We start from the raw sequence: 20,416 nt of genomic DNA on the forward strand, positions 1-20,416 counted from the left end.
GTTGAGCACATGAATCACGAAGCCCTGGCGCGGGAAATGCGCGGGCTGCGCGAAAGGGTCACCGGAATCACCGACACAGCACTGGCCGCCGCCGACGGAATGCTCATCGCGGCTGACACGGCGGACTCGATCGACCCGGAGGGCCTCGCCGCACTCGCGGCCGCCGGCCTCGGCCTGGCGCGCCGCACGGCCGAGGCCACCTCACGCGGAGTGCTGCGGCAGACGGTGACGTACGGCAGTCACGGCTGCGTCGCCTTCTACGCCGTGGGCGACACGGCCCTGATGGTCGTGCTGGGCGACGAGGGGATGGATGTGGACCGCCTGCACCGGGCGACCCACCCGGCCCTCGACCGGATCGGTTCGATCCTCATGGACAAGACACCAGAAGGAGTGTGAAGGGATGGCGACGAAGCGTATGACTCCGGGTTTCTCCGACCAGGTGATGAGTCTGGTCAAATCGCTCCGCAGTGATTCACCGGACTGCGTCGCGGCAGGTGTGGTCGACATGTCGACCGGGATGCTGCTCTCCTACGAGACGGTCGACAATCACCCGCCCGAGGTCCTGGACCTCCTGGCGGGCGCGACGCTCGACCTGTTCCAGGGACGGACGGTCGTGATGATCGAGGACATCTTCAAGGAGCGCCGCGGCCTCACCAATGACAGCCACTTCTTCCAGGAGATCCTGGTCAACAGCGAGAACCTCACCCACCTGTTCATCCGCATGAACGAGCAGCAGGACGTCGTGGCCGTGATCGTCTGCCGCAAGTCGGTCAACGTCGGCATGCTGTTCGCCCAGGCCCGGAGGGTGGTGCGGGAGCACAGCCTGTGACCGCACGGGGCGTGGGCCCCTCCCACCGGGAAGGGGCCCACGCGAAGAGGTGCGGCTACTCCGTGCGCAGCCCGTCCGGCCGCATCAGCCGCAGCAGCGGCGGCAGGCTGAGCAGCGTCACGGCGATGACGACGCCGGCACCCACGCCGGTCATCGACAGGACGCTCATCCAGTCCACGCGGACCGTGGTGCTCGTCATCTTCAGCAGGACCGCGCCCAGCGTCAGACCCACCGTGGACGCCAGCAGCAGGCCCAGCGCGATCGGGATCGCCGTCTGCCACAGCACCGACAGACCCAGGGTGCGGCGCCGGGTGCCGAAGGCGATCAGCGACGACAGCAGCTTCTTGCGCTCGCGCAGCTGCTCCAGCTGGGAGACCAGCAGGCTCGCGCCGATCAGCACCAGGACGCAGCTGGCTCCGACGAACAGGCCGGTACGGATGGACCGGAACTGCAACGACTGCTCACTGGACGCCAGGCTGAACACGTTCGCCAGCGGATCCAGCCGTGCGGCCGTGTTGCGCGCGTTCTCACGCGCGTCCGGCACCGACGGGTCCAGCATCACGAACACCTTCTGGTACAGACTGGGCGCCGCACCCTTGGGCAGCGCGCCCGAGGTGATCAGCAGGCCGCCGCGCGCGTAGCCGGTCGGATCCTCGCGCTGCTCCGCCGCCTTGATGCCGGAGGGCACCTTCCAGGCCATCGGGTGGCCCGGCGCGCCCTCGTACGACGGGTCGAAGTACACGGTGCTGCCCGTCTCGGCGAGCTTCTTCGTCTTGCTGTCGTAGTCGCTGCCGAGGATCCGGAAGATGTCGCCGTTCCGGCAGGACGCCAGCCGGGCCACCTCGCGCAGCTCCGCGCAGCTGCCGACGGCGACCTCCAGCTCGGCCTCGGGCTCCTTGGCCCGGTCCCCGACCGAGGTCAGCGAGATGGCCGACGCGCGGCGCACGCCCTTGGTCTGCGCCAGCTGCCGGCCGGCCTCGGCAGGCGAGGCGACGTGGCTCGTGGAGACCTCCATCTGAGCCCGGGTCAGGTCGTTGGCGGTCTGCTTGGTGTAGTCGCCCTCGACCCCGGAGAACAGCATCTGCAGCGCGATCGCCCCGGCCACCGCGACGGCGATGCCGTTGACCATGCGGGCGGCCGTACCGCTGCTCAACTGAAGCCTGCGGATGGCCAGTTGCCAGGAGACCGAGCCGGAGTTCAGCCGGGCCACCACGGCCTCGACGACCCACGGCAGCAGGGCGGTGATACCGACGAGGAGCAGTACCGTGCCGCCGATCACCAGCCACTCGTTGAAGTTCCCGTTGTCGTTGCCCTGGCCGATCATCGGGTAGAGCATCGCCAGACCGCCCAGCGGCAGCAGCAGCCGCCACCACAGCCGGCGCCGCGGCGGCTGCGCCGTACGGACCACGCCGAGCGGTTCGATGACCACCCCGCGCAGGGCGAACAGCGTCACCAGGACGGCCGCCGCGGGCACGGCGACGGCGACGAGCGCGACGAGCCCGGGCGACGGGTTGAGGTCGCTCGGGAACACGCTGATGTCCCGCACCCTCATCAGGGCCGCCAGCTGACGCCCGGCCAGGAAGAAGCCGGTGCCGAGGACGAGCCCGAGCAGTGCCCCGGCGAGCGCCTCGCCGGCGGCGATCCGGCGCGCCATCCGGCCGTCCGCGCCGACCAGCCTGAGCGCCGCGAGCCGGCGGTCCCGGCGCTCGCCGCCGAAGCGCACGGCCGCCGCGATGAACACGCCGACCGGCAGCAGCAGCACGGTGAAGACGATCAGGATGAGCAGCAGCAGGACCGGGTCCAGGGGCTCCTGAGTGTTCCCGGGGGAGGGCCCGAAGCGGTCGATGCGTTCGGCGTTGCCGCCGGACAGGTGGTTCTCGAGCCCCTGGGCGCCCGCGTAGTAGGCGAGTTCGCCGGGTCCGATCAGGCCGGACTGCCCGATGGTGCCGGTGATGCGGTAGGGGATGCGTTCGCGCAGCAGCTTGCCGGAGCCGGACTCGAGCAGTTTCTTCAGCGCGGGCGAGACGACCATCTCGCCCTTCGCCGGGAACTTCGCGAGGCCCGGCGGCAGCGGGGCCCGTGCGCCCTCGGGCTCCAGGAGCCTGCCGCGCACGTCGTCGCTGCGGAACGTCGTGTCGGTGCGGCCGACGACGAGCGTGTCGTCCGCCTTCGGTATCACCTTCCCGCTGTAGGTGAAGTCGTCCCGGGCGCTGCCGCGCCGGTCACGCTCGTTCAGCGCGTTCGGCACCGCCGTCGTGAGCAGCAGCAGCGCCACCCCGAGTCCGACGCCGACCGCGGTCAGCAGCGCCCGGACCCAGCCCTCACGTCCGCCGGTGAAGGCGAACCGGGCCCCCATGGCCAGATCCCTGGACCTCCCCCAGGCTCTCGGCTCCGCTCGAGCGGTCAGGTGCCCCCTCCGCGCACTCATATGGCGCGCTCCATGTCCCGGGACTTGCCGTCCCGCACCACGATCTCGCGGTCGGAGTAGGCGGCCACCCGCGCCTCGTGCGTGACCAGGACGACGGCGGCGTTGGTGGAGCGGGCCGCGTCCGTGAGCAGTTCCATCACGCGCTCGCCGTTGAGGGAGTCGAGCGCGCCGGTCGGCTCGTCGGCGAACAGCACCCGCGGCCCGGTCACCAGCGCCCGCGCCACCGCGACGCGCTGGCCCTGACCGCCGGACACCTCGCCGGGCCGCTTGCCCTTCAGGTCGTCGACCTCGAGCCGCTCCATCCAGCTCAGTGCCGCCCGCTCGGCCTCCTTGCGGGAGGTGCCGTTCAGCCGCAGTGGCAGGGCCACGTTCTCCACACAGGTCAACTCCGGTACGAGCTGTCCGAACTGGAACACGAACCCGAACTCGGACCGCCGAAGTGCGCTGCGCCGGGCGTCGTTCATCGTCGCGAGCTCCTGCCCGTTGTACGTGATCGAGCCCGAGTCCGGCGGCACGATCCCCGCGAGACAGTGCAGCAGCGTCGACTTGCCGGACCCGGAGGGGCCCATCACGGCGACGACCTCACCGGGGTGGATGGAGAACTCGGCGCCGTCGAGCGCGACGGTCGGCCCGTACGCCTTGCGCAGGTCCTGGGCGGTGAGCAGGGAACCGGGAGGAGGAGTCACTTGGCCACCGCCGCACGGAGCTTGTCGAGGCGCGCCGCGGTCAGTTCCAGCCAGCGCAGGTCCGCCTCCAGGTGGAACAGCGCGTGGTCGCAGATCAGCTGGTCCGCGAGGTCGCCCTTGCGCTTGCGGTCGGTCAGGATCCGCATGCTGCGCAGGTGCTCGGAGCGCTGGGTGTCGAGGATGCCGGCCGCGTTCCGGTGCGTGAGCAGCGCGAGGACGACCTTGGTGTAGAGGGTCGACTGGAGGTACTCCTCCGGCTTCTCCGGCGTCGCCAGCCACCGCTCGACGTCGGTGACCCCGGCGTCCGTGATCGCGTAGCGCTTGCGCTCGGGGCCTCCGCCCGCCTCGATCCCGTCGACTTCGACGAGTCCGTTCTTCAGCAGGCGGGACATCGTCGAGTAGACCTGGCCGTAGTGCAGCGGCCGGTCGTGACCGAACTTCTCGTCGAAGGCCCGCTTCAAGTCGTAGCCGTGGCGCGGGCCGGACTCCAGGAGCCCCAGAAGGGTGTGACCGATGGACATGGCAGCACTCTACATAGGGTGTATACGCAGTATGTATACGCGGAGTGTGTAGATCATGGCGGGGGGTACGGCCCCGCAGGTGGGGGCCGATTGTCACAGTTCTGCTACACGGCGGTCAGTCCGGCCCGGGGGGCCGTCCACGGCGGGGAATCGGGCCCGCGCCCTTCGGCAGCCGCCCGGCGTCCGCCAGGGCCTTGCGCAGCAGGAACTCGATCTGTGCGTTGGCCGACCGCAGCTCGTCCCCGGCCCACCGCGCCAGCGCCTCGTACACCGACGGGTCCAGCCGCAGCAGCACCTGCTTGCGCTGCTGCGGCCGACGCTGGGGGGCCGAACCCCCGGAGGGATCCGTCACTGGTAGAGGGTCCCCGTGTTCAGGACGGGCTGCGGCGCCCGGTCCCCGCACAGCACCACCATCAGATTGGAAACCATCGCCGCCTTACGCTCCTCGTCCAGCTCCACGATGTCCCGCTCGGCGATCCGGGCGAGCGCCGCCTCCACCATCCCGACCGCTCCGTCGACGATCTGCCGCCGGGCCGCGACCACCGCACCCGCCTGCTGCCGCTGGAGCATCGCGGAGGCGATCTCGGGAGCGTACGCGAGATGCGTGAAGCGCGACTCGATGATCCGCACGCCGGCCGCCTCCACGCGCGCGTGCAGCTCGGCCGCGAGCTTCTCGGTGATTTCCTCGGCGTTGCCGCGCAGTGAGAGCCCGTCCTCGTCGTGGGCGTCGTACGGGTACTCAATGGCTATGTGCCGCACCGCCGTCTCCGTTTGCGTGGCGACGAACTCGGTGTAGTCGTCCACCTCGAAGACGGCCTGGGCGGTGTCCTGGACCTTCCAGACCACGACCGCGGCGAGCTCGATCGGGTTGCCGTAGGCGTCGTTCACCTTGAGGACGGCGGTCTCGTGGTTGCGCACCCGGGTGGAGATCCGGGTCCGCGAGGTGAAGGGGTTCACCCAGCGCAGGCCGTCCTGCCGGATCGTCCCCCGGTACCGCCCGAAGAGCTGGACCACCCGCGCCTCGCCTGGCGCCACCGTGTTCAGTCCGCGCATCGCGATGACGGAGGCGAGGAAGACGAGCACGCCCGCTACGAGCAGTCCGGCCTTGGCGCCGGCCGCGGTGACCGTCGAGGAGGCGGTGATGAGGCCGAAGGTGACCAGCAGCCCGGTCAGCCCGAGCAGCAGCGCGAGCCCGCCGCCGATGCTGTGCGCGGTGAACTCCCGCACACGGGGGGCAGGCATCTCGGGTGCGTCGCGCAGGTCGTGCGTGTCGTGCGTGTCGTGTGTGGACATGGGTGGGTCCCCCGTTCGCGTGGCGCTGCCGTTCGTCTAGCACCGCTCTATCCAAGTGATATCACTTTATCGCGTCCTGGCAACCTCGAGCCCCGTTCGTACGTCGGTTCCCTTGGGATGGGGTGCTGATTGTCACGTCCGTAAAAGAGCGGATCGGGCGCCCTTTGTCATATAGAGCGGTGTTAGTTTTCTGAGCTGACCTGAGCCAAACACCTGTGTGACAGCCGAGACGGGGAGCAGACGTACTCATGGGACGAGCGGAAGAACGAAGAGCGCGTCAGCGCGGTGGCGGTGGCCACCGAGCGGCGCCCAAGCGCCGCTCGTCGGGTCACGCGGCCGGGTCCACCGGGCCGGGCAAGCCCGCCAAGGGCCGCATACGCAGATTGTTCACCTGGAAGAAGATCCTCGGCACGGTCTTCGGTTTCTGCCTCCTCGGCATCACCGGCTTCATCGTCCTGTACCTGATGGTGGACGTCCCCAGCGGCAATCCGCTCGCGCAGCAGCAGAGCAATGTCTACAAGTACAGCGACGGCACGATCCTGGCCCGGGACGGCAAGGTCAACCGTGAGATCGTCGATCTGACCAAGGTGCCCCGGAAGGTCCAGCTGACCTTCGTGGCCGCCGAGAACAAGAACTTCTACAACGACCCCGGCGTCGACCTGAAGGGCACCGCCCGCGGTCTGATCAACACCCTCTCCGGCAAGGGGAAGCAGGGTGGTTCGACGATCACTCAGCAGTATGTCAAGAACTACTACCTCAACCAGGACCAGACCGTCACGCGCAAGCTGAAGGAACTGGTCATCTCGTTGAAGGTGGAACGCCAGAAGACCAAGGACGACATCCTCGCGGGCTACATCAACACCAGCTACTACGGCCGTGGCGCCTACGGCATCCAGGCCGCCGCGCAGGCCTACTACCGGGTCGACGCCGAGAAGCTGAAGGTCGAGCAGGGCGCATATCTCGCCGCGCTGCTGCAGGCGCCGAGCCAGTACGACTGGGCGGCCGCGTCCGACACCGGCAAGCGGCTGGTGAAGGAGCGCTGGAACTACGTCCTGAACAACATGGTCGAGGAGGGCTGGCTGGACTCGGCCGAGCGCCAGTCCCTGAAGTTCCCCGTACCCAAGGACCCGAAGGGCACCCCGGGCCGGGAGGGCCAGAAGGGCTATCTGATCGACCTCGCCAACAAGCAGCTGGAACAGCAGCTGATGGAGGAAGAGGGCCTCACCCCGTCCCAGGCGGAGGCGAAGGTCGAGAACCAGGGCTGGACCATCACCCTGAACATCGACAAGAAGAAGCAGCAGGCGCTGGAGGATGCGGTCAAGACCCAGCTGACCGGCAAGCTCGACAAGAAGAAGCGCAAGGTGGACGGGAACGTCCAGGCGGGTGCCGTCTCGGTCGACCCCAGGACGGGCAAGATCGTCGCGTTGTACGGCGGTCAGGACTACTTCAAGCACTACTTCAGCAACGCGACCCGCCGGGACTACCAGCCCGCGTCGACGTTCAAGCCGGTGATCCTCGCCGCCGCGCTGGAGGACAAGGCCAAGACGCAGGACGGCAACGAGATCGCCGCGAACACGAAGTACGACGGCACCAGCCGCCGCCCGGTCGTGGACAACGGCGCCAAGGTCGGCTTCGCGCCGCCCAACGAGGACGACCAGAACTACGGCCCCATCACGGTCCAGAAGGCCATGAACCAGTCCGTCAACTCGGTCTTCGCGCAGATGGGCGTCGACGTGGGCATGGACAACGTGATGAGCACAGCCAAGGAGCTGGGCATGGACACCAAGGGCATGCAGGCGGTGCCCGCGCAGACGCTGGGCTCCATGGGCGCCAGCCCGCTGGAAATGGCCGGTATCTACGCCACCCTCGACAACCACGGCCAGAAGGTGACGCCGTCGATCGTCAAGTCGGCGGAGAAGAAGAACCGTTCAGTGAAGATGCCGAACCCGATCGGCAGCTCGGTGATCAGCCGCACCGCCGCCGACACGGTGACCTCGGTGCTGACCGGCGTGGTCGACGACGGTACGGCCAGCAAGTCGGTGGCGCGCAACTCGCTGCGCAACGGCCAGCAGGTGGCGGGCAAGACGGGTACCTCCGACGAGAACCGTTCCGCGTGGTTCACCGGCTACACCCCCGACCTGGTCACCTCGGTGGGCCTGTTCGGCGAGGACAAGAAGACCGGGAACCATGTCTCGCTGAGGGGCGCGACCGGGCTCCCGGTCCCTGGCCTCCGGGTCAACGGCGGCGGCTACCCGGCCCAGATCTGGGCCACATACACCTTCGGCGTCACGGAAAAGTCCAAGTTCGACCTGAACGCCACCCAGGGCGCCGCCGTCGAGCCGACCGACACGCCGACCTGGTCGTCGTCGCCGACCCAGACCCCGTCCCAGTCGCCGACCTCCCAGTCGCCGAGCCCGTCCGGCACGCCGACGCAGTCACCGACCCAGACCCCGACCACCCAGGCGCCGACCCAGACCCCGACGACCAGGCCGCCGACGACGACTCCGCCGGCCACACCGACGGGTGACGTCACGGACGACCCGCTCAACCCGGCCGACCAGCAGTGACGCCAGAGGGCGCCCGGACAGTCCGGGCGCCCTCTGCGCCGTGATGGCCTGAGGAGCTCGGTGACGGCCGCGAACCGGGCCTAACTCCGGTTCAGTTCGAACCAGACGACCTTTCCGGTGCTCAGCCGGGTCGCGCCCCACCGCCTGGCCAGTTTGTTGACCAGGTACAGTCCGCGCCCGCCCTCGTCCGTCGCCCGTGCCTGCCGCAGCCGCGGCAGCTGCGGCACGTCGTCGCCGACCTCGCAGCGCAGCACGTCGGTGCGCAGCAGCCGGAGGGTGACCGGACGGGACGCGTAGCGCACGGCGTTGGTGACGACCTCGCTGACCAGGAGTTCCACCGAGTCGCTGAGGTCCTCCAGACCCCAGCGGGCGAGCGCGCGCCGGGCCAGCCGGCGGGCCCGGCCGGGGGCCGCGTCCTCCGGCTCCAGGAACCAGTACGCCACGTCGCTCGGCGCGATCCCGTCGAAGCGGGCGGCGAGCAGCGCGATGTCGTCGTCCCGGTCGCCCGGACCGAGCATGTCGAGCACCTCGTCGCACAGGGCCTCGAGGGGCGGAGGGTGGTCGGGACCGGTCAGCTGGGCGGTCGCCGCCAGCTTCTCGCGCAGTTGCTCTATGCCGGTCCACACGTCCCGCAGCCGGGACTCGACGAGGCCGTCGGTGTACAGGAGCAGCGTGGCCCCGGCGGGCGCGTCCAGCTCCACGGCCTCGAAGTCGACCCCGCCCACGCCGATCGGCGCGCCCGGCGGCACCCGCAGCACCTCGGCCCTTCCGCCCAGGTGCAGCAGCACCGGCGGAGGATGGCCGGCGTTGGCGATGGTGATCCGGTGCGAGACCGGGTCGTACACCGCGTACAGGCAGGTCGCCATCCGGTCGCTGCCCAGGCGCTGGGCCTGTTCGTCGAGGTGGTGCAGCACCTCCTGCGGCGGCAGGTCGAGCCCGGCCAGGGTCTGCGCGGTGGTGCGCAGCTGGCCCATGATCGCGGCGGAGGTCATGGAGTGGCCCATGACGTCCCCGACGACCAGCGCGACCCGGCTGCCGGGCAGCGGGATGGCGTCGTACCAGTCGCCGCCGACCCGGGCGGTCTCGGCCGCGGGGAGGTAGCGGGAGGCCAGCCGGACGCCCGTCGGGCGCGGCAGGGTCTCCGGGAGCATGGTGCGCTGGAGCTCGTCGGCGATGTAGGCCTCACGGCCGTACAGCACCGCCTTGTCGATGCCCAGGGCGCTGTGCGTGGCCAGCTGGGCGGCGACCAGCAGGTCGTCGGCCTCGAAGGCCAGGCGCTCCGGGCGGCGCAGGAAGAGCGCGGCACCGATGACCCGGCGGCGGCCGCGCAGCGGGGCGAGGATCGCGTGCTGTCCGTCGGGGACGACCGACTCGCCGCTCTCGCCCAGGAGTTCGGGCAGCGCGGCGCGCGCGGCCGGCGCGTCCGCGAACACGGGACGTACCCCGCGCAGCACCTCGTTCAGCGCGCCGCCGGGCCGCACCTCGCACAGCTCGGCGGTCAGCGAGGACAGCTCCGACAGTCCTGTCGGCTCCGCCGGCTCGGGCTCCGGGGCCTGCACGGGCAGGAAGCCGCCCTCGGTGTCACGTTCCTCCGGAATCCGGTCCGTGCGGCGCAGCCGCAGCACGACCGGCCCGGTGGGCCGTTCGTCGCCCACCGGCAGCGGGTCGCGCAGATAGACGAGGATGGCGTCCGAGAAGGTCGGTACGGTCGCCCGGCACAGGCCCATCACGATCTCGTCGAGGTCGATGCCACGGGCGATCCGCCGGGTCGCGGCGCCCACGAACCGCAGCCGGTCCCCGTCCCGCCGCATCGGCATCGGCCGCCCGGGCGGCAGCCCCCGCCCGCTACGGCGGTCCTGGCCACCGGTGGCCCGCTCCTGCTCGGCGCCGGGCTGGGGCGGAATGCCCTCCGGCGTGGGACGCGGGCGGTGCGTGTCGGTCTCGGCGGCGGCCGGCTGCGAGTGCTCGGGACGATTGACTGGGGGCTCCTTCCCCTTGCCGCAGGGCGCGGTCGTACCGGGCGAAGAGGGCGTCTCGCCGGTGCGGGCCTGTGCGGGTAAGGCGGTGGCGCCGAGCGGCTTCGGGGAACGCAGGAGCGCCCCGCGGGGCTCCGCGGGGTCGACGCCCGGCTGGGGGCGGTCGTAGGAGGAGGTGGGGTGCTCCGTCACGCGTGTCGAATCCATCCGTCCGGGGCTGCGCGCCGCGCGCGCAGTTCGTCCCGCAGAAATCCCGATACCCGGAATACGTGCCCCGGGAACGGAATTCCCGCGTGGTCAGAGGTTGTTCCTGTGCAACCGGCGAACCTTCTGCGGCCCGTGCCGGTGTTGCCCTCGTACCCCTCGCTCACGTCCTGCCGCCCCTCGGTGACGTTCGGTCAAGCCCGGTGCATGTTCCGGGAGTTGCTGCTGCGCACCCTTGCGGAGGACGATCCTACGGTTGTGGACCGGGGGCGCATCAAGGGTCTCATGAGGACACATGCGCTGGCGTACGGTCCCAGTCCTCCGGAAGTGAAGGTACAGCCCAGGACGGATCCGGGCGCCAGTGCTGCCAGCCTTCCGAGAACGGCGGCCCCCAGGCGCGGATCACCTCCACCACGGTCCGCCCCGCCTCCCGCACCTGCCCGGCCAGCCGGGCGTCCATCAGTCCGTCCCGCTGGGCCTGCGCGAACTCGTCCTCGTCGCGCCAGTGCCAACTGCGGTCCGGGTGAACGGAGATGTCCAGAAAATGGTCCTCGGAGTCCACTCCGCCGTCCCAACGGGCCAGCGGCTGCTCAAGATTGACGTACCAGTTCTTGAAACGCCAGCCCGGCTCCCAGAACAGCCACACCGACCAGGGCTCACCGGGCCGGGCCAGCTTCAGCACCCCGGTGCCGAACCAGCGGCCGACCTCCACCGTGCGCGGCTTGGTGTACCGGGACTCCAGCGGCTCCACGTGCACCGGCGTACCGTCGGCGAGCACCGGCTTCATGCACTCGGTGCCTGGCGCCATCCACACGGCGAGCAGGTCCGCGTCGTCCCGGACGACGGTGACGGGGCGTGCGATGTGGAAGCGCCGGCCGGCATTCTCCCGGTACCGCCACAGGATGTGACTTCCGGGCGCCCAGTAGCCCGCCGAACCGCCCGCTTCCTCGCGCTCCATGCGTCTCACCGCTCCGCCGTCTGCCATGCACAGATATTAGGTGCCGTAGGCATACGACGCTGCGGTGCGCGTCACGGTTCTGGCCCGGCGGGGCGAATGGTCCGCCGGCGGTTACGCACGCGTCATACGCAGGACATCCAGCGCCTCGTCGAGCTGCTCCAGGGTGAGGTCGCCGCGCTCCACGTACCCGCCCTCCAGCACCACTTGGCGGATCGTCTTCCGGTCCGCCAGGGCCTTCTTGGCGACCTTCGCGGCTTCCTCGTACCCGATGTACTTGTTGAGCGGGGTGACCACGGAGAGTGACGACTCGGCGTACTCGCGGGCCCGTTCCCGGTTGGCGGTGATCCCGTCGACGGTCCGGTCGGCAAGCAGCCGCGAGACGTTGGCGAGCAGCCGGATCGACTCCAGCACGTTCTTCGCGATGACCGGAAGCATCACATTGAGCTCGAAGTTCCCGGAGGCGCCGGCCGTGGCGATGGTCACGTCGTTGCCGACGACCTGCGCGCAGACCATGAGCACGGCCTCCGGGATGACCGGGTTGACCTTGCCGGGCATGATCGAGGAGCCCGGCTGGAGGTCCGGGAGCTGGATCTCGGCGAGCCCGGTCCGCGGCCCCGACGCCATCCACCGCAGATCATTGGCGATCTTCGTGAGCCCGACGGCGATGGTCCGCAGCTGCCCGCTGGTCTCCACGATCCCGTCGCGTGCACCCTGCGCCTCGAAATGGTCGCGTGCCTCGGTGAGGGGCAGCCCGGTGGTGCGGGCCACCTCCTCGATCACGGCGGCGGAGAACCCGGGCGGGGTGTTGATCCCGGTCCCCACGGCCGTGCCGCCCAGCGGCAGCTCGGCCAGCCGCGGCAGGGAGGCGTTCAGCCGCTCGATCCCGTACCGCACCTGGGCGGCGTACCCGCCGAACTCCTGGCCCAGTGTCACGGGCGTCGCGTCCATCAGATGGGTCCGCCCCGACTTCACCACGTCACCGAACTCCTCGGCCTTGCGCTCCAGGGAGCCGGCGAGGTGCTCCAGGGCCGGGATCAGATCGCGGGTGACGGCGGCGGTGGCGGCGATGTGCAGGGAGGAGGGGAAGACGTCGTTGGACGACTGCGAGGCGTTGACGTGGTCGTTCGGATGCACGTCCCGGCCGAGCCGCTCGCTCGCCAGCGTGGCGATCACCTCGTTGGTGTTCATGTTGGACGAGGTGCCGGACCCCGTCTGGAACACGTCCACCGGGAAGTGCTCGTCCCACTTCCCCTCGGCCACCTCCGCGGCCGCGTCCTGGATCGCCTCGGCGACGTCCTTGTCGAGCACCCCGAGCCCGGCGTTCACCTTCGCCGCGGCCCCCTTGATCCGGGCGAGCGCCTCGATGTGGGCGCGCTCGATGCGGTGACCGGAGACGGGAAAGTTCTCGACGGCACGCTGGGTCTGCGCCCGCCACTTGGCGTCGAGGGGGACGCGGACCTCGCCCATGGAATCGTGCTCGATGCGGTATTCGCTCATGCCGCTTATAGCGACCGGGACGGCGCGGATGTTCCGACCTCTGGGCCACCCGGGTGGGCCAACTTCGACGGCTTCGGGGCCGGTCGGTACGCGAACTGCGGCAACTGCCCGTGCGGAGGCGCACGGTCGTTCAACTTGTTCGGCCTGCGGCACCGCTCGGCCCGTCGGGCGTTTGAGGACGAGGTCCGTCGGATCGCTGGGGCCGGGGCCCCGGAAGGGTTGAAGGGGTGGAGCCCCTGGGGATGGGTCGGGTAGGGGCGGCGGGGGCGAGAAGTGCCCCCGCCGCGCCCGGGGAACTACGCCAGCCCGGGGCCCCGCACCGGGATCGAAGTGAACGTCGGCGCCGGGGCGGGGTCCTGGAAGAAGTCGTTGCCCTTGTCGTCGACGACGATGAACGCCGGGAAGTCCTCGACCTCGATCTTCCAGACGGCCTCCATGCCGAGCTCCTCGTACTCGACGACCTCGACCTTCTTGATGCAGTCCTGGGCGAGCCGCGCGGCCGGGCCGCCGATCGAGCCGAGGTAGAAGCCGCCGTGCGTGCCGCACGCGTCCGTGACCTGCCTGCTGCGGTTGCCCTTGGCGAGCATCACCTTGGAGCCCCCCGCCGCCTGGAACTGCGCGACGTAGGAGTCCATGCGCCCGGCCGTGGTCGGACCGAAGGAGCCGGAGGCGTAGCCCTCGGGGGTCTTCGCCGGGCCGGCGTAGTACACCGGGTGGTCCTTCAGGTACTGCGGCATCTCCTCACCCGCGTCCAGCCGCTCCTTGATCTTGGCGTGCGCGATGTCACGCGCTACGACCAGCGGGCCGCTGAGGGACAGCCGGGTCTTGACCGGGTACTTGGTCAGCTCGGCCAGAATGTCGTCCATCGGCTGGTTGAGGTCGATGCGGACGACGTCACCGTCGGACTCGAGGTGCTCGTCCGTCGTCTCCGGCAGGAATCGCGCCGGGTCCGTTTCCAGCTGCTCCAGGAAGACACCCTCGGCGGTGATCTTCGCGATGGCCTGGCGGTCCGCCGAGCAGGACACGGCGATCGCCACCGGGCAGGACGCCCCGTGGCGGGGGAGACGCACCACACGGACGTCGTGGCAGAAGTACTTGCCGCCGAACTGCGCGCCGATACCGATCTTCTGCGTCAGCTCGAAGACCTTCTCCTCCAGCTCCTTGTCCCGGAAACCGTGGCCGAGCGGCGAACCCTCGGCCGGGATCTCGTCCAGGTAGTGCGCGGAGGCGTACTTCGCGGTCTTCAGGGCGTACTCGGCGGACGTACCGCCGACGACGATCGCCAGGTGGTACGGCGGACAGGCGGCCGTACCGAGCGAACGGATCTTCTCCTCCAGGAACTTCATCATGGAGGCCTCGTTCAGGACGGCCTTCGTCTCCTGGTACAGGAACGACTTGTTGGCGGAGCCGCCGCCCTTCGCCATGAACAGGAACTTGTACGCGCCGCCGTCGGTCGCGTACAGCTCGATCTGCGCCGGGAGGTTGGAGCCGGTGTTCTTCTCCTCCCACATGGTGAGCGGAGCCATCTGCGAGTAGCGCAGGTTCAGCTTGGTGTAGGCGTCGTAGATGCCGTGGGACAGTGCCTTCTCGTCCTCACCTTCGGTGAGGACGTTCTGGCCGCGCTTGCCCATGACGATCGCCGTGCCGGTGTCCTGGCACATGGGCAGCACACCGGCCGCCGCGATGTTCGCGTTCTTCAGCAGGTCCAGCGCGACGAACTTGTCGTTCGCCGACGCCTCAGGGTCGTCGATGATGCGGCGCAGCTGCGCGAGGTGGGCCGGGCGCAGATAGTGCTGGATGTCGTGGATGGCCTCCTCGGCCAGCTTGCGCAGCGCCTCCGGCTCCACCTTGAGGAACGTCCGCCCGTCGGCCTCGAAGGTGGAGACACCTTCGGAGGTCACCAGCCGGTACGGGGTGGCGTCCTCTCCCATGGGGAGCAGATCGGTGTACGCGAACTCAGGCATCTTCGCCCATTCCTCACTCGACAGGCAGCTTTTCCAGGCGGCTCGTCTCCGGGGCGCGCCTGTGGCCCGTCGGCGTCGACGGGCCTCACCAGCGTAGAACCTGCGGCAGACACGGAACCTGTGAGGTAAGGCTCAGTTCGCGACGCGCGGGGTTGTCCACACCCCTAGTCGCGATCTATCGCGTTTCGGTACGCTGCTGCCGTGGACCTTCAGAAGCACCCTCAGCAGGAGCGCACGGCGCCTCCCGTCGCCGAGCTGCGCGCCTCGGACGCCGACCGTGACCGCATCGCCGACATCCTGCGCGACGCCCTCGCCGAGGGGCGCCTGACCGCCGACGAGCACGCAGAGCGCGTGGAGGGGGTGCTGAACGCCAAGACGGTGGGCGAGCTGGAGGTCTTCATCCGGGACCTGCCCGCCGCCCACGAGCGTCCGGCGGCCCCGGCCTACACGCCCGTGCCGCCCCGCCCCGCGCCGGGCGCGATACCGGCCGAGGCGGACGCCAACGTTGTCGCCGTGTTCAGCAGTGCCATGCGCCGGGGGCGTTGGCGTGCCGGGCGCCGCTTGCACGCGTACGCGATCTTCGGCACCGTCGAGATCGACCTCAGCGAGGCGATCTTCGAGTACCAGCACGTCGTGATCAAGGCGGTCTCGGTCTTCGGCGACGTCCAGATCCGCGTGCCGGAGAATGTGTCGCTGCGTGGCACCGGCGGCGGCGTCCTCGGCAACTTCGAGGTCTCCCCGCTGGATTCGGTCGAGTCCGAGGCGCCTGTCGTCTACGTGGACGGGTGGGCCGTACTGGGCAATGTCGAGGCGCGGCCGAAGCGCGGCAAGCTCGTCGCGGACATCCTCGACCGTGTTCAGGACAAGGCCGACAGGACTTTGCGCAAACACCTCGATCGTTGACGGTTGTGAATCGGGCCGGAAACGGAACGAATCGGTCCTCCCGCGGACGGCGCACAGGGTCGTGAACAAGCCGCCGCGCGCCTGCGGTTCGGAACGCAGTGCATAGGCTCGCGTACAGCGGGTAGGGCTTGCAGCATCGTCTCTCGCTCGCGAAGCCGTCGTCAGGAGTAGACCGTGCTGCAACCGCCGCATTCGTCCCTGCAGGTAGCTGCCGTTCCGGCCCAGCGGGGGCCGGCGCAGGACAGGGACCAAGACGCACCCTGGCACACCGAGGCGGTGTGCCGGCGCGACGAGGCCGGCTTGTTCTTCGCACCTTCCAAGGAGCCCACGGCGGCGAGGCTGTCGCGAGAGGAGGCGGCCAAGCGGGTCTGCGCGCGCTGTCCGGTGATGGTCGAATGCCGTGAGCACGCACTGCTGCAGCCCGAGCCGTACGGCGTCTGGGGCGGCCTCACCGCGGCCGAACGCCGGGTGGTTCTGGCCCGGCGGCGCCGCCGCGACATGGAACTGAAGAAGGCCTCGCGGACGACGACCCGCATAGCGCAGGCGGGCTGAAACATGCAGAGGCGCCCCCTCCGCACCAGGGGGCGCCCCGTGTAAGCCTCGAGCGCGGTCTACTTCGCCCTGTCGAAGTTGATCGCGCTGTACGCACGCAGCTTGCTCAGCCGGTGCTCCGAGTCGATCCGGCGGACCGTGCCGGACTTCGACCGCATCACGATCGAGTCGGTCGTCGCGGTCTCCGACCGGTACCGCACACCCCGCAGCAGCTCACCGTCGGTGATGCCGGTGGCGACGAAGAAGACGTTGTCGCCGGAGACCAGGTCGTTCGTGGTGAGCACCCGGTCGAGGTCGTGTCCGGCGTCGATGGCCCGCTGCCGCTCCTCGTCGTCCTTCGGCCACAGCTTGCCCTGGATGGTGCCGCCGAGGCACTTCACGGCGCAGGCCGAGATGATGCCCTCGGGGGTGCCACCGATGCCCAGCAGCAGGTCCACGCCGGTGCCCTCGCGCAGCGCGTAGATCGAGCCGGCGACGTCGCCGTCCGAGATCAGCTTGATGCGCGCGCCGGCCTCCCGGACCTCCTTGATGATGCCCTCGTGCCGCGGCCGGTCGAGGATGACGACGGTGACGTCCTCGGGCGTGGACCGTTTGGCCTTGGCGATCCGGCGGATGTTGACGGACACGGGCGCGTCGATGTCGACGAAGTCGGCGGCCTCGGGCCCGGTGACGAGCTTGTCCATGTAGAAGACGGCGGACGGGTCGAACATCGTGCCGCGGTCGGCGGCGGCCAGCACCGCGATGGCGTTCGGCATGCCCTTGGCGGTCAGCGTGGTGCCGTCGATCGGGTCGACGGCGATGTCGCACTCGGGGCCGGTCCCGTCGCCGACGCGCTCTCCGTTGAAGAGCATCGGCGCTTCGTCCTTCTCGCCCTCGCCGATGACGACGACGCCGTTCATCGAGACGGTGGAGACGAGGGTCCGCATGGCGCGCACCGCAGCACCGTCGGCGCCGTTCTTGTCACCGCGCCCGACCCAGCGGCCGGCGGCCATGGCGGCGGCTTCGGTCACCCGGACGAGTTCCAGGGCGAGGTTGCGGTCGGGGGCCTCGGAGGGTACTTCCAGCTCGGAGGGCAGATGATGATTCTCGGTCATCGGAGCGCACCTTTCTGATACGACGACGGCCGGATGAGGGTTGCCCCACGACTCTATCGTTAGGCAGACAAAATGAGCAGGGCCCCCCACGGATGAGCGCGCCGGACACCTGCGACGATAGGGGGCGTGGCAGGTTCGAACGGCAAGCAGAAGACGGTCCGGGACATGATTCTCTCCCTGGGCCTCATCGGGATCGCGGCGGGCGTGATCTATCTCTTCATCCCGCACGACGACCACGCTCCCGACCTCAAGCGGGTGGACTACAGCGTGGAGCTCCTGACGGCGCGCCGCGCCGCGACCTACCCGGTGGCCGCGCCCGAGGGTCTGCCGGACGCCTGGAAGGCGACTTCCGTGCGCTTCCAGGGGGAGAACTTCGACCGCTGGCACCTCGGCTTCCAGAACCCCGACGGTGAGTACGTGCAGGTCGAGCAGTCGACTCAGAAGCGAGCCGACTTCATCGACGCGGCCAGCCAGGGGGCGAGCGCGACCAAGGTCACCGAGCGGATCGGCGACCGCACCTGGACGCGCTACACCGGCGGCCGCTACGACGCCCTCGTACTGGAGGGCACGCACGGCTCCACGACGGTGGTGGCGGGTACGGCGTCGTTTGCGCAGCTGACGAAGATGGCGCAGGCGCTGAAGATGGCGTGAGCGCCCGCGCGCACGACAGGGGCCCCGGTACCGCCGGGGGCCCCTGTCGTGCGCGGGATGCTCAGACCGTCGTGATGACGTCGTCGTACGCCAGTCGCGGCGAGCGCGGGAACCAGGCGTCCTCGCCCGGCCTGCCGATGTTGACGACCATCAGCGGAGTGTGGTCGGCGTCCAGGAACTCCTTCTGGACGCTGGCGAAGTCGAGACCGGTCATCGGGCCGGCGGCCAGGCCCGCGGCGCGGATGCCGATGATGAAGTACGCGGCCTGCAGGGCGGCGTTCATCGCGGCGGAACCCTCACGGGCCGGGCGCTCGCCGAAGAACACGTCCTTGGCCTGCGGGAAGTGCGGGAAGAGGGCCGGCAGCTCCTCGTGGAACTCGTTGTCCGCGGAGAGGATCGCGACCAGCGGGGCGGTGGCCGTCTTGGCCTGGTTGCCCTCGGCCATGTGCTGGACCAGGCGCTCGCGGGCCTCGGGGGAGCGGACCAGGGTGATGCGCAGCGGGCTCTGGTTGAAGGCGGTCGGGCCGAACTTCACGAGGTCGTAGATCGCCTGGACCTGCTCCTCGGTCACCGGCTCGTCGGTGAAGGTGTTCGCGGTGCGGGCCTCGCGGAACAGCAGGTCCTGGGCGGCGGGGTCAAGAACGAGAGACATGCGTGAACTTCCTCGAATGCGTGTCCGGTCCCGGAATGCCGGACCGGCTTACGCATCCGAACGTACGCCAATGAAGTTCAAGCTTCAACCAAAACCGGGGTGTGGTGATCCGCTTCACAGCTGACCAGCACAAACGGCTACTCGTCGGCCTCTTCCGCCGCGGCCGCCTCCTCCTCGGCAAGCGCCGCGTCCAGCCGCGCCCGCGCCCCCTCCAGCCAGCGCCGGCATACCTTGGCCAGCTCCTCGCCGCGCTCCCACAGGGCCAGGGACTCCTCCAGGGTCGTCCCTCCGGCCTCCAGTCGCCGTACGACCTCGATCAGCTCGTCGCGCGCCTGCTCGTAGCCGAGCGCCTCATCCACCTTGCCGGTCATCCACTCACCCTAAGAATCGACTCGTACGGAGAACTCACCCTCGGCGACCCGCGCCCGCAGCGCCTCGCCCCCGGCCACCTCGTCCGGGTCCCGCACCACATGACCGTCGGACTTCTGCAGCACCGCGTAACCGCGCTTCAGCGTCGCCGCGGGGGAGAGGGCCACCACGCGCGCGTGCGTGTGCGTCAGCTCGGAGTCGGCGCGGTCCAGGAGGTGCCCGAGGCAGCGCCGGGAGCGCTCGGTCAGCGACGCGATCTGGTCCGCCCGCTCGTCGACCATGCGGTGCGGATCCTCCATCGAGGGCCGGGCCAGCGCATGGGCCAGCCCGCGCTCCTCCCGCTCGATGAACGCCCCCACACACCGCCGCGCCCGGTCCCGCAGCAGGCGCACGCGCTCGAACTCCTCGCCCACGTCCGGCACGACCTTCTTGGCGGCGTCCGTCGGGGTCGAGGCGCGCAGGTCGGCGACATGGTCGAGCAGCGGGTTGTCCGGCTCGTGCCCGATGGCGGACACCACCGGCGTACGGCAGGCGGCCACCGCGCGGACGAGCTGCTCGTCGGAGAAGGGCAGCAGATCCTCGACGCTGCCGCCGCCGCGCGCGACGATGATCACGTCGACGTCCTCGAGCTCGTCGAGCTCCTTCACCGCCTGCACGACCTGCGGCACCGCGTGCACGCCCTGCACGGGAACGTTGCGCACCTCGAATCGCACGGCGGGCCAGCGGTGCCGGGCGTTCTCCAGCACGTCCCGCTCCGCGGCCGAGGCACGGCCGCAGACCAGGCCGATGAGCTGGGGGAGGAAGGGCAACGGCTTCTTGCGCTCGGGCGCGAAGAGCCCCTCCGCCGCGAGCGTCTTCTTCAGCTGCTCCAGCCGGGCCAGCAGCTCCCCGACCCCGACCGGTCTTATCTCGGCGGCCCGCAGCGACAGCTGCCCGCGCGGCGCGTACCACTCGGGCTTCGCGTGCACGACGACCCGGGCGCCCTCGCCCACGACGTCGGCGACGGCGTCGAACACCTGCCGATAGCAGGTGACGCTCACCGAGATGTCGTACGACGGATCGCGCAGCGTCAGGAACACCACGCCGGCACCCGGCCGCCGCGACAGCTGCGTGATCTGCCCCTCGACCCACACCGCCCCGAGCCGGTCGATCCAGCTCCCGATGAGCCGCGACACCTCACCGACGGGCAGCGGTGCGTCCGCGGACGTGTTGACAGCCATGCGCCCGAGGTTAACGGCCGCCACCGACATCCCGGCCCGATCTTCGGCCTCC

19 protein-coding genes are annotated in these 20,416 nt (G+C 70.0%); 6 read left to right on the forward strand and 13 right to left on the reverse strand.

Going from position 1 to position 20,416, the window contains the following annotated elements:
• Nucleotides 1-9: 9 nt before the first annotated feature.
• Nucleotides 10-396, forward strand: a complete 387-nt coding sequence (locus Q8A52_RS01710; protein ID WP_316747973.1) for a roadblock/LC7 domain-containing protein — start codon at nucleotides 10-12, stop codon at nucleotides 394-396.
• Nucleotides 397-400: 4 nt separating this feature from the next.
• Nucleotides 401-829 (forward strand): hypothetical protein, encoded by a 429-nt coding sequence (locus tag Q8A52_RS01715; RefSeq protein WP_316747975.1) that lies wholly within the window; start codon nucleotides 401-403, stop codon nucleotides 827-829.
• A gap of 55 nt (nucleotides 830-884) precedes the next feature.
• Here the strand turns inward: Q8A52_RS01715 and Q8A52_RS01720 are convergent, their stop codons facing one another.
• The 5 genes from Q8A52_RS01720 to Q8A52_RS01740 form a co-directional block, all read right to left on the reverse strand.
• Nucleotides 885-3,185: an ABC transporter permease gene (locus Q8A52_RS01720; RefSeq protein ID WP_316747977.1), complete on the reverse strand. Its 2,301-nt coding sequence runs from the start codon at nucleotides 3,183-3,185 to the stop codon at nucleotides 885-887.
• A gap of 68 nt (nucleotides 3,186-3,253) precedes the next feature.
• Complete coding sequence (locus Q8A52_RS01725; protein ID WP_316747978.1) at nucleotides 3,254-3,943, reverse strand: ABC transporter ATP-binding protein; 690 nt, start codon at nucleotides 3,941-3,943, stop codon at nucleotides 3,254-3,256.
• A complete protein-coding gene (locus Q8A52_RS01730; RefSeq protein ID WP_316747979.1) occupies nucleotides 3,940-4,464 on the reverse strand; it encodes a PadR family transcriptional regulator in 525 nt (174 codons plus the stop codon). The genes Q8A52_RS01725 and Q8A52_RS01730 overlap by 4 nt, the downstream gene beginning before the upstream one ends.
• Before the next feature lie 115 nt (nucleotides 4,465-4,579).
• The gene (locus Q8A52_RS01735) at nucleotides 4,580-4,867 is read right to left on the reverse strand and encodes a hypothetical protein (RefSeq protein ID WP_316747980.1); all 288 of its coding nucleotides are present in this window, start codon (nucleotides 4,865-4,867) and stop codon (nucleotides 4,580-4,582) included.
• A complete protein-coding gene (locus tag Q8A52_RS01740; protein WP_316747981.1) occupies nucleotides 4,813-5,757 on the reverse strand; it encodes an SPFH domain-containing protein in 945 nt (314 codons plus the stop codon). The genes Q8A52_RS01735 and Q8A52_RS01740 overlap by 55 nt, the downstream gene beginning before the upstream one ends.
• A gap of 248 nt (nucleotides 5,758-6,005) precedes the next feature.
• Between Q8A52_RS01740 and Q8A52_RS01745 the strand changes: the two genes are divergently transcribed.
• Complete coding sequence (locus Q8A52_RS01745) at nucleotides 6,006-8,324, forward strand: transglycosylase domain-containing protein (protein ID WP_316747982.1); 2,319 nt, start codon at nucleotides 6,006-6,008, stop codon at nucleotides 8,322-8,324.
• 80 nt (nucleotides 8,325-8,404) lie between these two features.
• Here the strand turns inward: Q8A52_RS01745 and Q8A52_RS01750 are convergent, their stop codons facing one another.
• From Q8A52_RS01750 to Q8A52_RS01765, 4 genes are all read right to left on the reverse strand, one after another.
• Complete coding sequence (locus Q8A52_RS01750) at nucleotides 8,405-10,507, reverse strand: SpoIIE family protein phosphatase (RefSeq protein ID WP_316747984.1); 2,103 nt, start codon at nucleotides 10,505-10,507, stop codon at nucleotides 8,405-8,407.
• Between the two features lie 280 nt (nucleotides 10,508-10,787).
• Nucleotides 10,788-11,489: a cytidylyl-2-hydroxypropylphosphonate hydrolase gene (gene fomD / locus Q8A52_RS01755; protein ID WP_316747986.1), complete on the reverse strand. Its 702-nt coding sequence runs from the start codon at nucleotides 11,487-11,489 to the stop codon at nucleotides 10,788-10,790.
• Nucleotides 11,490-11,573: 84 nt separating this feature from the next.
• Nucleotides 11,574-12,959: a class II fumarate hydratase gene (locus Q8A52_RS01760; protein ID WP_316747988.1), complete on the reverse strand. Its 1,386-nt coding sequence runs from the start codon at nucleotides 12,957-12,959 to the stop codon at nucleotides 11,574-11,576.
• A gap of 296 nt (nucleotides 12,960-13,255) precedes the next feature.
• Nucleotides 13,256-14,923, reverse strand: a complete 1,668-nt coding sequence (locus tag Q8A52_RS01765) for a fumarate hydratase (RefSeq protein ID WP_316747990.1) — start codon at nucleotides 14,921-14,923, stop codon at nucleotides 13,256-13,258.
• A gap of 201 nt (nucleotides 14,924-15,124) precedes the next feature.
• Here Q8A52_RS01765 and Q8A52_RS01770 point away from each other — a divergent pair, with 201 nt between their 5' ends.
• Both Q8A52_RS01770 and Q8A52_RS01775 read left to right on the forward strand, forming a co-directional pair.
• Nucleotides 15,125-15,826, forward strand: coding sequence for a DUF1707 SHOCT-like domain-containing protein (locus tag Q8A52_RS01770; RefSeq protein WP_316747992.1), 702 nt, complete (start codon nucleotides 15,125-15,127; stop codon nucleotides 15,824-15,826).
• Nucleotides 15,827-16,000: 174 nt separating this feature from the next.
• Nucleotides 16,001-16,378 carry a WhiB family transcriptional regulator gene (locus tag Q8A52_RS01775; protein ID WP_316747995.1) on the forward strand — a complete coding sequence of 126 codons (378 nt, stop codon included), beginning with the start codon at nucleotides 16,001-16,003 and terminating at the stop codon, nucleotides 16,376-16,378.
• Nucleotides 16,379-16,437: 59 nt separating this feature from the next.
• Here Q8A52_RS01775 and glpX read toward each other — a convergent pair whose 3' ends face one another.
• Complete coding sequence (gene glpX / locus Q8A52_RS01780) at nucleotides 16,438-17,472, reverse strand: class II fructose-bisphosphatase (RefSeq protein ID WP_316747997.1); 1,035 nt, start codon at nucleotides 17,470-17,472, stop codon at nucleotides 16,438-16,440.
• Between the two features lie 126 nt (nucleotides 17,473-17,598).
• Here glpX and Q8A52_RS01785 point away from each other — a divergent pair, with 126 nt between their 5' ends.
• Entirely contained in the window at nucleotides 17,599-18,123 is a 525-nt protein-coding gene (locus tag Q8A52_RS01785; RefSeq protein WP_316747999.1) for a DUF4245 domain-containing protein, read from the forward strand.
• A 61-nt stretch (nucleotides 18,124-18,184) separates the two neighbouring features.
• Here the strand turns inward: Q8A52_RS01785 and Q8A52_RS01790 are convergent, their stop codons facing one another.
• From Q8A52_RS01790 to xseA, 3 genes are all read right to left on the reverse strand, one after another.
• Entirely contained in the window at nucleotides 18,185-18,775 is a 591-nt protein-coding gene (locus Q8A52_RS01790) for a malonic semialdehyde reductase (protein WP_316748001.1), read from the reverse strand.
• A gap of 137 nt (nucleotides 18,776-18,912) precedes the next feature.
• Nucleotides 18,913-19,146: an exodeoxyribonuclease VII small subunit gene (locus Q8A52_RS01795; protein ID WP_316748002.1), complete on the reverse strand. Its 234-nt coding sequence runs from the start codon at nucleotides 19,144-19,146 to the stop codon at nucleotides 18,913-18,915.
• A 9-nt stretch (nucleotides 19,147-19,155) separates the two neighbouring features.
• A complete protein-coding gene (xseA, locus tag Q8A52_RS01800; protein ID WP_316748003.1) occupies nucleotides 19,156-20,364 on the reverse strand; it encodes an exodeoxyribonuclease VII large subunit in 1,209 nt (402 codons plus the stop codon).
• Nucleotides 20,365-20,416: the final 52 nt, after the last annotated feature.

The sequence above is a fragment of the Streptomyces herbicida genome (assembly GCF_032656585.1).
Classification (GTDB): Bacteria; Actinomycetota; Actinomycetes; order Streptomycetales; family Streptomycetaceae; genus Streptomyces; species Streptomyces herbicida.

Excerpts from the sequence above, each read along its gene's own strand:
- fomD (WP_316747986.1), bottom strand. The coding sequence starts at position 11,489 with ATGGCAGACGGCGGAGCGGTGAGACGCATGGAGCGCGAGGAAGCGGGC.
- glpX (WP_316747997.1), bottom strand. The coding sequence starts at position 17,472 with ATGACCGAGAATCATCATCTGCCCTCCGAGCTGGAAGTACCCTCCGAG.
- Q8A52_RS01720 (WP_316747977.1), bottom strand. The coding sequence starts at position 3,185 with ATGGGGGCCCGGTTCGCCTTCACCGGCGGACGTGAGGGCTGGGTCCGG.
- Q8A52_RS01790 (WP_316748001.1), bottom strand. The coding sequence starts at position 18,775 with ATGTCTCTCGTTCTTGACCCCGCCGCCCAGGACCTGCTGTTCCGCGAG.
- Q8A52_RS01765 (WP_316747990.1), bottom strand. The coding sequence starts at position 14,923 with ATGCCTGAGTTCGCGTACACCGATCTGCTCCCCATGGGAGAGGACGCC.
- Q8A52_RS01740 (WP_316747981.1), bottom strand. The coding sequence starts at position 5,757 with ATGTCCACACACGACACGCACGACACGCACGACCTGCGCGACGCACCC.
- Q8A52_RS01750 (WP_316747984.1), bottom strand. The coding sequence starts at position 10,507 with ATGGATTCGACACGCGTGACGGAGCACCCCACCTCCTCCTACGACCGC.
- Q8A52_RS01745 (WP_316747982.1), top strand. The coding sequence starts at position 6,006 with ATGGGACGAGCGGAAGAACGAAGAGCGCGTCAGCGCGGTGGCGGTGGC.
- Q8A52_RS01760 (WP_316747988.1), bottom strand. The coding sequence starts at position 12,959 with ATGAGCGAATACCGCATCGAGCACGATTCCATGGGCGAGGTCCGCGTC.
- Q8A52_RS01715 (WP_316747975.1), top strand. The coding sequence starts at position 401 with ATGGCGACGAAGCGTATGACTCCGGGTTTCTCCGACCAGGTGATGAGT.
- Q8A52_RS01730 (WP_316747979.1), bottom strand. The coding sequence starts at position 4,464 with ATGTCCATCGGTCACACCCTTCTGGGGCTCCTGGAGTCCGGCCCGCGC.
- xseA (WP_316748003.1), bottom strand. The coding sequence starts at position 20,364 with ATGGCTGTCAACACGTCCGCGGACGCACCGCTGCCCGTCGGTGAGGTG.
- Q8A52_RS01795 (WP_316748002.1), bottom strand. The coding sequence starts at position 19,146 with ATGACCGGCAAGGTGGATGAGGCGCTCGGCTACGAGCAGGCGCGCGAC.
- Q8A52_RS01710 (WP_316747973.1), top strand. The coding sequence starts at position 10 with ATGAATCACGAAGCCCTGGCGCGGGAAATGCGCGGGCTGCGCGAAAGG.